General features: G+C 42.1%; 10 protein-coding genes. All 10 read left to right on the forward strand.

What is annotated here, in order from left to right:
• Window positions 1-68 precede the first annotated feature (68 nt).
• The 10 genes from hpt (at window position 69) to lysS (ending at window position 12,160) form a co-directional block, all read left to right on the forward strand.
• Window positions 69-2,018 carry a hypoxanthine phosphoribosyltransferase gene (gene hpt, locus CS921_RS12750; RefSeq protein WP_099224495.1) on the forward strand — a complete coding sequence of 650 codons (1,950 nt, stop codon included), beginning with the start codon at window positions 69-71 and terminating at the stop codon, window positions 2,016-2,018.
• Between the two features lie 292 nt (window positions 2,019-2,310).
• Window positions 2,311-4,422 carry an ATP-dependent zinc metalloprotease FtsH gene (gene ftsH / locus CS921_RS12755; protein ID WP_099224497.1) on the forward strand — a complete coding sequence of 704 codons (2,112 nt, stop codon included), beginning with the start codon at window positions 2,311-2,313 and terminating at the stop codon, window positions 4,420-4,422.
• A gap of 124 nt (window positions 4,423-4,546) precedes the next feature.
• Complete coding sequence (locus CS921_RS12760; RefSeq protein ID WP_099224499.1) at window positions 4,547-5,317, forward strand: type III pantothenate kinase; 771 nt, start codon at window positions 4,547-4,549, stop codon at window positions 5,315-5,317.
• Window positions 5,318-5,332: 15 nt separating this feature from the next.
• Complete coding sequence (gene hslO, locus CS921_RS12765; protein ID WP_099224501.1) at window positions 5,333-6,217, forward strand: Hsp33 family molecular chaperone HslO; 885 nt, start codon at window positions 5,333-5,335, stop codon at window positions 6,215-6,217.
• A 125-nt stretch (window positions 6,218-6,342) separates the two neighbouring features.
• On the forward strand, window positions 6,343-7,266 hold the full coding sequence (gene cysK, locus CS921_RS12770) for a cysteine synthase A (protein WP_099224503.1): 924 nt from the start codon (window positions 6,343-6,345) through the stop codon (window positions 7,264-7,266).
• A gap of 557 nt (window positions 7,267-7,823) precedes the next feature.
• Window positions 7,824-8,624 carry a dihydropteroate synthase gene (folP, locus tag CS921_RS12780; protein WP_099224519.1) on the forward strand — a complete coding sequence of 267 codons (801 nt, stop codon included), beginning with the start codon at window positions 7,824-7,826 and terminating at the stop codon, window positions 8,622-8,624.
• Window positions 8,617-8,991, forward strand: a complete 375-nt coding sequence (gene folB, locus CS921_RS12785) for a dihydroneopterin aldolase (protein WP_099224507.1) — start codon at window positions 8,617-8,619, stop codon at window positions 8,989-8,991. The genes folP and folB overlap by 8 nt, the downstream gene beginning before the upstream one ends.
• Entirely contained in the window at window positions 8,984-9,463 is a 480-nt protein-coding gene (gene folK, locus CS921_RS12790) for a 2-amino-4-hydroxy-6-hydroxymethyldihydropteridine diphosphokinase (RefSeq protein WP_099224509.1), read from the forward strand. The genes folB and folK overlap by 8 nt, the downstream gene beginning before the upstream one ends.
• Window positions 9,464-9,552: 89 nt before the next feature.
• Window positions 9,553-10,542, forward strand: coding sequence for a tRNA dihydrouridine synthase DusB (dusB, locus tag CS921_RS12795; protein ID WP_099224511.1), 990 nt, complete (start codon window positions 9,553-9,555; stop codon window positions 10,540-10,542).
• Between the two features lie 121 nt (window positions 10,543-10,663).
• Window positions 10,664-12,160, forward strand: coding sequence for a lysine--tRNA ligase (gene lysS / locus CS921_RS12800; protein WP_099224513.1), 1,497 nt, complete (start codon window positions 10,664-10,666; stop codon window positions 12,158-12,160).
• Window positions 12,161-12,528: the final 368 nt, after the last annotated feature.

Here is a 12,528-nt window from a genome sequence, read left to right on the forward strand (position 1 = left end):
ATCAGATGAGTCTGATCGGTCGGTCCCATCCTTATTTTTACCAAGAAATTTAAAGAAGGGTTCCCTACATGGACGATTTTGAAAAGCGAATTGCCGGATACATAAAGAAAAACGAGCTGATTCGCTCCGATGACAAACTGCTAATCGCGGTGTCTGGTGGAGCGGATTCTTTGGCATTGCTGCATTTTCTGGTAAAAAACGGTTTTGCCAAGCAAGATCAAGCCGCGGTCATCCATATCAACCACATGCTACGCGAGGAAGCTGAAAAAGAGGCGGCCCACGTCGCTCAAATGGCGGCCCATTACCAGCTCCCCATCATCAGAAGAGATATTTCGGTTGGCAAGCTGGCAGCTGAACAAAAAATCGGTGTGGAAGAAGCAGCACGCCTTGTGCGGTACCAGCAATTTGAACAAGTCATGCAGGAGCAGGGCTATAACAAATTAGTATTAGCTCACCATGCTGACGACCAGATTGAAACGATTTTGATGCGCCTTGTGCGAGGCAGCTCAAGCACCGGGTGGTCCGGGATGGCACCGAGTCGACTGTTGCCGTCAGGGCAGGCAGTGAGACCGCTTCTTGCTGAACCGAAAGCGGCGCTTCTTGCCTACTGCGAGCAGGAACAGATCAGCTACTGCGTGGATGCCTCTAATCAGGATCCCCGTTTCACCCGTAATCGTTATCGGGCGGATATCCTGCCATTTCTACAGAGGGAAAATCCGGCTGTCCATGAGCATTTCAACCGATTTTCCATGGAATCCCGTGCTGATTTTGAATTTTTGGAAGAAATGGCAGGGCGGATTTTTGAACAAACTTGCATACTCGGAGATGAATGTGCGGATCTAGCCATCGAAAATTTGAAAAATGAAGGGATGCCTTTACAACGACGTGTAATTCATTTACTATTAAAATATCTGTACAAAGACATGCCAAAAGAAATCACTTCCCAGCAACAGTATCAGATTTTAGAAATGATTCATCGCGATAATCCGTCTGCTGAATTACATCTTTCAAAAGGGCTGATTATTCGTCGTTCTTATGAGCGGTTGAGCTGTTTTTTTGAGAAAAAAGAATCCAGCCCGAATGAATTTTACTATCAAATGGTGCCGGGGGATCGAATTCGATTGTTTGATGAGTCGGAACTGCAGATGAAGCAAAAAAGTTCCGTTGTTCAAACGGCTGGACTTGACGGCATCATTGTGAATGCAGCGGATGTACAGTTGCCGCTCATTATTCGCAGCCGCATGCCGGGAGACCGTATAAAGTTGAAAGGAACAGGCGGCACAAAAAAATTGAAAGATATTTTTATTGATGTCAAAGTTCCCAAATACGAACGGGATCAGCTACCTGTGATCACAGATTCTACAGGTAAAGTCCTATGGGTACCCGGTATTAAAAAATCAAACGATGATGTGTCAGCAAGTCGTGTGGAAAAGCAATATATAATCAGGTACAACAGAAATTTAGGAGGAAATAAAAGCATGCATAATGATATTCAAAAAGTGCTGATCAGTGAAGAAGAATTGCAGAAAAAAATCCGTGAACTAGGTGCAGAACTTACGACTGAATACGATGGCCGTAATCCGCTTGTCATTGGGGTGCTGAAAGGTGCAACGCCTTTTATGACTGATTTGATCAAACGAGTTGATACATATCTAGAAATGGACTTCATGGATGTTTCCAGTTATGGCAATGGTATGGTTTCCTCGGGAGAAGTGAAGATCATCAAAGATTTAAATACGTCTGTAGATGGTCGTGATGTACTGATTGTAGAAGATATTATTGATAGTGGTCGCACGCTTAGTTATTTGGTAGACTTAATTAAGTATCGCCGTGCCAAATCTGTCAAATTGGTTACATTACTCGACAAACCAGAAGGACGGAATGTTGACATTGAAGCAGATTATGTCGGCTTTATCGTTCCAAATGAATTTGTTGTTGGCTATGGCTTGGATTATGCGGAAAAATATCGGAATTTACCTTACATCGGCGTTTTAAAACCAGAAGTATACAGCAAGTAAATTCGTTTGCATAAACTATTTTATTTTTAGTAGAATAAATAGTAAATAATAGGGTATAAAAATCATGTCAACCATGCAAAATAGTAGGAAATTGATAGGCGGTATGCTATCATTAATCTTAGTTTTTTAGACCTATTTAAAAGGAAAAATATTATAATAGAAGATCTTCGTGAGAGGTAGACAGCGGATGAGTTTTGGAATCAGGGAAAGAGTCCGTTCGAGTAACGAACCGTGCTTTTGTACATGATTAGAAAGCCATAAGTCGACTTTCTTACGTGGGAGGAGGTAAGGAATGAACAGGTTTTTTAGAAACGCAATATTTTACGTCATAATTTTCTTGGTCATTATCGGCATCGTCGCGTCACTTAACAATAATAAAGAGGCCGCTAAAGATATTAGTTACAATGAGTTTATGACAAAACTTGAAGATGGAGATATCAAATCATTCACCATTCAGCCTGATCGAAGCGTTTATACCATTGAAGGTGAGCTTAAGTCGTCCGATTCTTCAAGCAAAGAAAAAAGCTCCGGATTAGGTGCTAATAAAGATGAAAATACGTTCACAACGTATGCCATCAATAGTGACACGCTTTTGACAGACATGGAAAAAGCAGCCACTAAAAGTGATACAAAAATGGAAGTCGTTCCTGCCAAACAAAATAGCGGTTGGGTAACATTCTTTACATCCATTATTCCATTCTTAATTATCATCATCCTGTTCTTCTTCTTAATGAGCCAGTCTCAAGGCGGCGGCGGTGGTAAAGTAATGAGCTTTGGTAAGAGCAAGGCCAAGCTTTACAACGACGAGAAGAAAAAAGTTCGCTTTACAGATGTAGCCGGAGCGGATGAAGAGAAGCAGGAACTAGTCGAAGTCGTGGAATTCCTAAAAGATCCACGCAAGTTTTCCGAACTGGGTGCCCGCATTCCAAAAGGTGTGCTGCTAGTCGGCCCTCCAGGTACAGGTAAAACACTCCTAGCTCGTGCAGTTGCTGGTGAAGCTGGCGTGCCATTCTTCTCCATCAGTGGTTCCGACTTTGTGGAAATGTTTGTCGGTGTCGGTGCAAGCCGTGTGCGTGATCTCTTTGAAAACGCCAAGAAAAATGCACCATGTATTATCTTTATTGATGAAATTGATGCGGTTGGTCGTCAACGTGGCGCAGGCCTCGGCGGCGGACATGATGAACGTGAACAAACGCTCAACCAATTGCTCGTTGAAATGGATGGCTTTGGCGGTAATGAAGGGATCATTATCATCGCTGCAACCAACCGAGCTGACGTACTCGATCCAGCACTTCTTCGTCCAGGACGTTTTGACCGTCAAATCATGGTTGACCGTCCAGATGTAAAAGGTCGTGAAGCAGTCCTTCGCGTACATGCGCGTAACAAACCGCTTGCAAAAAGTGTGGACTTAAAAGCTGTTGCACAACGTACACCGGGATTCTCTGGTGCTGATTTAGAAAACCTGCTGAACGAAGCAGCACTTGTTGCCGCTCGTGCAGATAAGAAACAAATTGATATGAGCGATATCGACGAAGCGACAGACCGCGTTATAGCTGGTCCGGCTAAGAAGAATCGTGTCATTTCTCAGAAAGAACGCCGGACAGTTGCTTATCATGAAAGTGGTCATACGATTGTCGGCATGGTACTTGACGAAGCCGAAACTGTTCATAAGGTAACCATCGTCCCACGTGGACAAGCTGGTGGCTATGCAGTCATGCTTCCGAAAGAAGACCGCTTCCTAATGACAAAAGCTGAACTTCTTGACCGAATCACCGGACTTTTGGGTGGTCGTGTTGCAGAAGAAGTCACTTTTGGTGAAGTTACGACAGGTGCAAGTAATGACTTTGAACGCGCGACTGAAATTGCTCGCCGCATGGTAACTGAATGGGGCATGAGTGACAAGATCGGCCCGCTTCAATTTGCTTCTGGCGGTGGACAAGTATTTATGGGCCGCGACTTCGGCAATGATAAAGGATTTTCCGATAAAATTGCTTATGAAATCGACACAGAAGTCCAAAGCCTGATTCGTCACTGCTACGATCGTGCGAAAAACATTATTCTTGAACACCAAGAACAGCACAAATTGATCGCAGAAACACTCCTTGAAGTAGAAACTTTGGATGCGCGTCAAATCCGTTCGCTATTTAACGACGGTGTGATGCCGCCGGATGCTGACACATTAGTCATCGAAGACTACCCTTCCGAAAAGGATTCAGAACCAAAATCCTTTGAAGAAGAAAAACAGGAAATGTTAGCAGAAGGCAAGGCTGAACACAAGGATAATGAGGTAAAAGAAGAGCAAGCAAAAGAAGAAACCTCTGAATCAACTTCCAATGAAACAGAAATCAAAGCATCAGAAGAACCTGCTTCGGATGCAGATAAAGAAAATAAAGAAGACAAGTAAGCAATGATTAAAAGAGAACTAAGCGACTCAGCTTGGTTCTCTTTTTTCGGAAAACCAAACACTCGGCAATTTTATGAAAAAATGCTATGATACAAGAAGATTATGCGTAAAGGATGGCGGGAAAATGATTTTAGTCATAGATGTAGGCAATACCAACTGTACATTTGGTCTTTATCAAAACGATCAACTCACCAATAATTGGCGGCTCGAAACCAATCGTCTGCGAACGGCTGATGAATTAGGGATGATCGTATTAAACTTCTTTGGACATGCAAAAATTGAAGCGGACCAAGTAACAGGAATCATCATTTCCTCCGTTGTTCCACCGGTGATGCACGCGATGACCACCATGTGCACCCGCTATTTTCAGATTAAACCGTTAATCGTGGGGCCGGGCATCAAAACAGGTCTGAATTTGAAAGTCGATAATCCTCGTGAAGTGGGGGCAGACCGGATTGTCAATGCGGTTGCGACAATTGAAGAATATGGCAAGCCGGCGATAGTCGTCGATTTTGGTACCGCCACGACTTTTTGTTATATTGACGAGCAAAGTGTCTATCAGGGGGGAGCGATTGCGCCAGGCATCATGATTTCAACCGAAGCCCTCTACAACCGCGCAGCTAAACTTCCACGCGTGGACATTGCTGCCTCTGATAAAGTGATAGGCAAGTCAACTGTCAGCTCGATGCAAGCCGGAATTTTCTACGGATTTCTCGGCCAATTTGAGGGGATTATCCGCGAAATGAAAAAACAAGCTGCAACAGATCCGATTGTTGTTGTAACAGGCGGACTTGCACGACTCATAACGGAAAAATCCGATTTGGTGGATGTACTAGATCCATTTTTAACACTTAAAGGACTTAATTTGCTATATAAGCGAAACAAAATGATATAAAAGGAGTTTTAAAGAATGACAGATTATTTAATCAAAGCGCTCGCATATAATGGCCGTGTTCGGGCCTATGCAGCGATTACGACAGATACAATCAATGAAGCACAAAAACGGCATGACACATGGTCCGTCTCATCTGCAGCCCTTGGTAGAACAATGACTGCCACACTTTTGATGGGGGCTATGCAGAAAGAAGATCAGAAAATAACAATCAAAATAGAAGGTAACGGTCCAATTGGTCCAATTATTGCGGATAGCAACACGCAAGGCCATGTCCGCGGTTATGTGACCAATCCACATGTTCACTTTGATGAACTTAATGGCTCCGGGAAGCTAGATGTTCGCCGTGGCGTGGGAACAGAAGGAACCCTATCAGTCGTGAAAGACCTAGGCTTTGGTCAAAATTTCACCGGACAAATTTCAATCGTTTCTGGAGAGATTGGCGAAGATTTCACTTACTATCTTGCTAAATCTGAGCAAATCAATTCTTCCGTAGGTGTAGGCGTTTTGGTAAACCCAGATGATTCCATTAAAGCGGCAGGCGGTTTTATGATTCAACTAATGCCCGGTGCAGATGACGCCCTGATTGATGATCTGGAAAAAAACTTGAAGAATTGTCCGACTGTTTCCCGACTGATTGATGAAGGAAAAACACCGGAAGAAATTTTGGCGATTCTGGCGGGCGGAGAAGACAACTTGCAAATCCTCGAAAAAATTCCAGTCTCATTTGAATGTAATTGTTCCAAAGAATGTTTTGGCGCCGCAATCATCTCACTTGGAAAAGATGAAATCAAGCAAATGATTGAAGAAGATCATGGCGCAGAAGCAGAATGCCATTTTTGCCGCAACCATTACCATTTTGATGAAGCGGAACTGGAAAAACTATACGAAGAAGCACAATAATCAGCTTCATCTTGAAAAGGCAGCGCTCATTTTTAGATAGCTGCCTTTTTTAAGTCATTAAATTTGACAAAAACACTCGGAATTGATTAAAGTAAAAGAAAAGCCATTAAAGGAGTGCTGTAAAAATGACAATCGTAAATTCTATTACAGAACTAATCGGCAATACCCCAATCGTAAAATTAAATCGTCTGCCTGAAGCGGGCAGCGCAGAAGTGTATGTGAAATTAGAATTCCAAAATCCGGGCGGTAGTATCAAAGATCGTATTGCCAATGCAATGATTGAGGATGCAGAAAAGAAAGGCTTAATCAAACCGGGCGACACCATTTTAGAGCCTACTAGCGGGAACACTGGTATTGGTCTGGCAATGGTCGCAGCTGCTAAAGGATACAAAGCCATTTTCGTCATGCCAGATACGATGAGCATAGAGCGCCGCAAGTTACTTCAAGCTTATGGTGCAGAACTGGTCCTTACACCAGGTGCAGAAGGAATGAAAGGTGCCATTGCCAAAGCCGATGAACTAGCGAAAGAGCACGGTTATTTTATTCCACAGCAATTTCACAATCCTGCTAATCCTGAAGTGCATGAAAACACGACAGGCCCAGAAATTGTAGAAGCCTTTGGTAAAGCTGGCTTAGACGCATTTATCGCCGGTGTAGGAACAGGTGGAACAGTCACAGGCGTAGGGCATGTTTTAAAACAAAACTATCCTGATGTAAAAATCTATGCCTTAGAGCCAGAAGAATCCCCTGTTTTAAGCGGCGGTTCTCCTTCTCCTCACAAAATCCAAGGAATCGGCGCAGGTTTTGTCCCAGACACGCTTGACACCAAAGTTTATGACGGTGTTTTGAAAGTTAAAAGTGAGGATGCATTAGAAGTTGCCCGTGAAGTAGCGAAAAAAGAAGGGATTTTAGTGGGCATTTCTTCAGGAGCGACAATTAAAGCTGCACTAGACCTTGCTAAAGAGCTTGGCGAAGGTAAAAAAGTATTGGCAATTGTTGCAAGTAACGGTGAACGTTATTTAAGCACGGCACTGTACAATTTTGAGTAATCATTGAAAGGCTTGCCTTATGCGCAAGTCTTTTTTATACGATTACATACTCTGAGGAATTTTAAATGCTTTTCTTAGGAAACTCTAATCTTTTTATCAGCGCAATAACTTTTTTGACCAGTATTATATAGACATAAGCTAACAACAAGCAAACATTTTCATTTCTTTCCCTATTAAATGAAAATCCCAAACTCCCTTTTTAGCCGATGTGGTTTACTCCCTTTTTCCACATCGGTTTTTTGTTGCTTGAAAATAGGCGAGTGAGAAAATGTTTCTTAGAATCTCATAGAACTTTCACGAAAAACACCCTGAAATCTCGTCTAACCCGGTTAATATATAGACATAAGCTAACAACAAGCAAACATTTTCATTTTTCCCCTATTAAATGAAAATCCCAAACTCCCTTTTTTGGCCGATGTGGTTTACTCCCTTTTCCACATCGGTTTTTTTGTGCGTTCAGAAGCAATATTGAATTTTTAGACCAATTTTGATGCTATAATAGGGAGCAGAAAGAGGTGTCGTATTTGAAAAAAGTTTGGAAAAGGGAACATCTTGGCATGGTCATGGGAATTTTAAATGTAACGCCCGACTCCTTTTCGGACGGAGGAAAGTACATAAAACTGGAAGAAGCCGTTTCTCAGGCAATAAAAATGGCTGATGAGGGTGCAGGTATTATTGATATCGGTGGGATTTCAACGCGTCCGGGATTTCAGGAGGTTTCTGAGCAAGAAGAACTTTCTCGGATTATTCCGGTGATTGAAGCCGTTCGTGCAGAGCTTCCAGATATTTGGATTTCAGTGGACACCTGGCGCGCAACTGTGGCAGAACAGGCCATTAAAGCTGGAGCGGATATGTTAAATGACCAATGGGGGGCAAAAGCGGATCCGCGGATAGCGGAAGTAGCAGCTAAATATCATACACCGATTTGCCTAATGCATAATCGGCAGGATACGAACTATCAAGATTTCATGGAAGACGTTAAAACTGATTTGTTGGAAAGCGTGGCAATTTGCCAAAAAGCGGGTGTCGCTCAGCACCATATCATATTGGACCCCGGCTTTGGCTTTGTTAAGACACCTGAACAAAATCTGGAAGTACTGCGGAGAATTGATGAAATCGTGGCTCTTGGATATGAAGTGCTTCTAGGGACAAGTCGAAAATCCACCATTGGCTGGGTGCTAGATTTACCTGTAGATCAGCGAGTGGAAGGAACAGGTGCTACAGTTGTTTACGGCTTTTCAAAAGGCTGTACAATTGCGCGCGTCCATGATGTACGTCCGATTGTGAGAATGGTCAAAATGACAGATGCAATCATGGGAAAAAGATCGATACAAAAAAAGGATGGTCAAAATGGATAAAATTTTAATGAATGACTTGCATTTTTACGGTTATCACGGCGTACTGCCGGAGGAAAATAAATTGGGACAAAGCTTTCAAGTATCCCTTGTCTTAAACCTGTCCACACGAAAAGCGGGATTGAGTGATTCAGTAGAGGATACGGTCAGCTATGCAGATGTTTATGAAACGGTCAAAGAAATTACAGAAAAGCGCAGATTCAAACTCATAGAAGCGTTAGCTGAAACGATCGCAAAAGAAGTACTGGCAGCCTATCCATTACTGAATTCTGTAGGAATAAAAGTAGTCAAACCTAATCCGCCCATCCCAGGACATTATGAATCAGTCGCTGTTGAAATTGAACGAAAGCAGAGTGATTATAATGGCTAAAGCATATTTATCACTAGGAACTAATATTGGTGAAAAAACTGCCAATCTTCAACATGCGCTAGAACTTTTAAAAAAATCCCCGGCAATTCAAATCAAACGAGTTTCTTCTATATATGAAACAGATCCTGTAGGCTATGAGGAACAAGATAATTTTTATAACATCGTGATTAGCATTGAAACGACTTACACAGCAGAGGAACTATTGGATTTTTGCTTAGCTGCTGAAATAGAACTTGGCCGTGTCAGACTTTTCAAATGGGGCCCTCGTCTAATTGATATAGATCTGCTGACTTATGAAAATGAAACGCGGGAGACAGAAAAATTGACGTTACCACATCCATATATGACGGAGCGCGCATTTGTAATGATTCCGTTCATGGAAATTGCACCAGAGGATGCAGCTCCTTTTTTACTGAAAGAAAAGATTGCCGCGCAAAATATTTACCAAACCGATTTGCAGTTGAAATGGTAAAATCAGCACTTGCGGAATTAAAAATCTGTGTTAACATAACACTAGCGTAATGAAAAGTAATGGATAAAGAGGAAAGGGGCCGTTTAGGAATGTTCCAAATTGGCGATGTACCAATTAAAAATCGAGTGGTGGTAGCACCCATGGCAGGAATATCTAATTCTGCATTTCGCTTAACAGTCAAGGAATTTGGCGCGGGCCTTGTTTGCTGTGAAATGATCAGCGACAAGGGGATTGCATACCGTAACACGAAGACGCTCGACATGCTTTATATAGATGAAAAAGAAAAGCCGCTAAGTTTACAAATTTTTGGTGGAGAGAAAGAAACGTTAGTCGGAGCTGCTAAGTTTGTAGCTGAAAATACAACTGCTGATATCATCGACATTAACATGGGGTGCCCAGTTAATAAAGTGATCAAATGTGAGGCCGGTGCAAAATGGCTACTTGATCCAAATAAAGTGCATGATATGGTTTCAGCTGTTGTACGTGCGGTAGATAAGCCTGTAACGGTTAAAATGCGCATTGGCTGGGATGATGAGCATGTATTCGCAGTCGAAAACGCATTAGCAGCTGAAAGTGCTGGTGCAAAAGCCATTGCCATGCACGGTCGAACTCGCGTACAAATGTATGAAGGCCAAGCAAACTGGGAAATACTGGCAGAGGTTAAGAAGGCTCTCAAAATTCCGTTCATGGGAAATGGAGATGTACGAACACCTGAGGACGCCAAACGTATGCTGGATGAAACTGGTGCGGACGGTGTAATGATTGGACGTGCAGCACTTGGAAATCCGTGGATGATCTATCGGACAGTAAAATATCTGGAAACCGGAGAATTGTTGCCGGAGCCAGAACCGCGTGAGAAAATCGAAACAGCCTTGCTTCACTTAGATCGTTTAGTGGCGCTTAAGGGTGAAAATATTGCTGTTCGCGAATTTCGGCAGCATGCGGCCTATTATTTAAAGGGGGCACGCGGTAGTACGCGAGCAAAAGTAGCTGTCAATCAAGCGACAAAACAAGAAGAAATGGCGCAAATCTTAACTGATTTTGTTGCGCAATATGAGGAAAAAGCACTGACGAAATAACAGGTAAAGTTGTCCTTTTCATGAAAGGGCAACTTTTTTATAATTTTAGGTAGAAATATAGGTGTAAAAAAGCGTATAATGAATTTATCTGTATACTAGTAAAGAATAGGAGTGTCATGACATGAGTCACGAGAACCACGAAGAATTAAATGATCAGCTGATAGTTCGCCGTGAAAAAGTCGATACATTGCGTGCAGAAGGTATCGACCCATTTGGTGAAAAATTTGTTCGCACCGCAAGTCCAGAAGAATTGGTGGAGCAATATAAGGAGAAGACCAAAGAAGAGTTAGAAGAAGCGAACATTGAAGTATCTGTTGCGGGACGCATCATGACAAAACGGGTAAAAGGCAAAGTAGGGTTTACACATATCCAAGATCGCTTCCACCAGATCCAAATCTACATTCGCAAAGACAACGTAGGGGAAGAGGCTTATGGAATTTTCAAATTAGCCGACCTTGGCGACATTGTTGGCATTAAAGGAACAGTTTTCCGTACGAATACTGGCGAACTGTCGATCAAGGCAGAAGCATTTACGATTCTTTCAAAAGCATTACGCCCATTGCCGGATAAATATCATGGTCTTAAAGATGTTGAACAACGCTATCGTCAACGCTATTTAGATCTAATTACAAATGAAGAAAGCCAAAAACGTTTTGTTATGCGCAGCAAAATTTTAAAATATACCCGTGATTATTTAGACAATCAAGGCTATTTAGAAGTTGAAACGCCAGTTCTGCACACAGTAGCAGGCGGAGCGGCGGCAAAACCATTCACCACCCATCACAATGCACTGGATATGGATTTATATCTCCGCATTGCACTAGAACTTCATTTGAAACGCCTAATTGTTGGCGGAATGGACAAAGTTTATGAAATTGGCCGCGTTTTCCGAAATGAAGGGATTTCCACACGTCACAATCCTGAATTCACAATGCTGGAATCCTATGCAGCCTATGAGAATTTTGAAGATGTCATGGAACTTGTGGAAGGCTTAGTTTCAAATGTAGCCGAGCGTACACTAGGAACGACATCCATTACGTATGGCGAATATGAAGTTGACTTAGCTCCAAAATGGAAAAGAATCCATATGGTCGACGCGGTAAAAGAGCATACAGGTGTAGATTTCTGGCATGTAACATCTGATGAAGAAGCCCGAGCTCTTGCAGAAAAACATCACGTCGAAGTTACTAAACATATGACATACGGGCATATAGTGAATGAATTTTTTGAAACATTTGTAGAAGAAAAATTGATTCAACCAACATTTGTTTATGGACATCCAGTAGAAATTTCCCCGTTAGCTAAGAAAAATAAAGAAGACGAACGCTTTACAGATCGGTTTGAACTTTTCATTGTAGGTCGTGAGCATGCAAATGCCTTTTCTGAGTTGAATGATCCAATTGATCAACGCGAACGATTTGCAGCACAATTAAAAGAGCGAGAAGAAGGCAATGATGAAGCGCATGAGATGGATGATGATTTCCTGATTGCGCTAGAACATGGCTTGCCTCCAACTGGCGGATTGGGAATCGGCATGGACCGTTTAATTATGTTATTAACAAATGCGCCATCTATTCGTGACGTGCTTCTATTCCCTACAATGAAGCATAGAGATTAAGAAAATGTTGAGCCACATGGGCAATTTAAGCCATGTGGTTTTTCTTTAAGATAATAGTTAATTTTCTGTAAAAAAACAATTTTGCTCATGCGAAAGTTTTTTTAGAAAAGTGCTTGCAAAGGCTGGAAAAACATGGTATATTTATAAACGTTCCAGTTAAACAATAACAAAAACGCATCTATTGAGAAATAATTTTTTTGAAAAACTTCTTGACTTTAGAAACTGGATAGTGTAAGATATAAGAGTTGCTGCTGAATGAGGCGGCGAACAAAATGACCTTTGAAAACTGAACAAAACGAAGATGAAAAAGCGATGAGACATTATGTTTCACCATTAATTCATAGGGCAGGAAATGAAGAATCATTTCC

The sequence above is a fragment of the Listeria costaricensis genome (assembly GCF_900183385.1).
GTDB lineage: Bacteria > Bacillota > Bacilli > Lactobacillales > Listeriaceae > Listeria > Listeria costaricensis.

Excerpts from the sequence above, each read along its gene's own strand:
- folB (WP_099224507.1), top strand. The coding sequence starts at position 8,617 with ATGGATAAAATTTTAATGAATGACTTGCATTTTTACGGTTATCACGGC.
- cysK (WP_099224503.1), top strand. The coding sequence starts at position 6,343 with ATGACAATCGTAAATTCTATTACAGAACTAATCGGCAATACCCCAATC.
- folP (WP_099224519.1), top strand. The coding sequence starts at position 7,824 with ATGGTCATGGGAATTTTAAATGTAACGCCCGACTCCTTTTCGGACGGA.
- dusB (WP_099224511.1), top strand. The coding sequence starts at position 9,553 with ATGTTCCAAATTGGCGATGTACCAATTAAAAATCGAGTGGTGGTAGCA.
- CS921_RS12760 (WP_099224499.1), top strand. The coding sequence starts at position 4,547 with ATGATTTTAGTCATAGATGTAGGCAATACCAACTGTACATTTGGTCTT.
- lysS (WP_099224513.1), top strand. The coding sequence starts at position 10,664 with ATGAGTCACGAGAACCACGAAGAATTAAATGATCAGCTGATAGTTCGC.
- hpt (WP_099224495.1), top strand. The coding sequence starts at position 69 with ATGGACGATTTTGAAAAGCGAATTGCCGGATACATAAAGAAAAACGAG.
- folK (WP_099224509.1), top strand. The coding sequence starts at position 8,984 with ATGGCTAAAGCATATTTATCACTAGGAACTAATATTGGTGAAAAAACT.
- ftsH (WP_099224497.1), top strand. The coding sequence starts at position 2,311 with ATGAACAGGTTTTTTAGAAACGCAATATTTTACGTCATAATTTTCTTG.
- hslO (WP_099224501.1), top strand. The coding sequence starts at position 5,333 with ATGACAGATTATTTAATCAAAGCGCTCGCATATAATGGCCGTGTTCGG.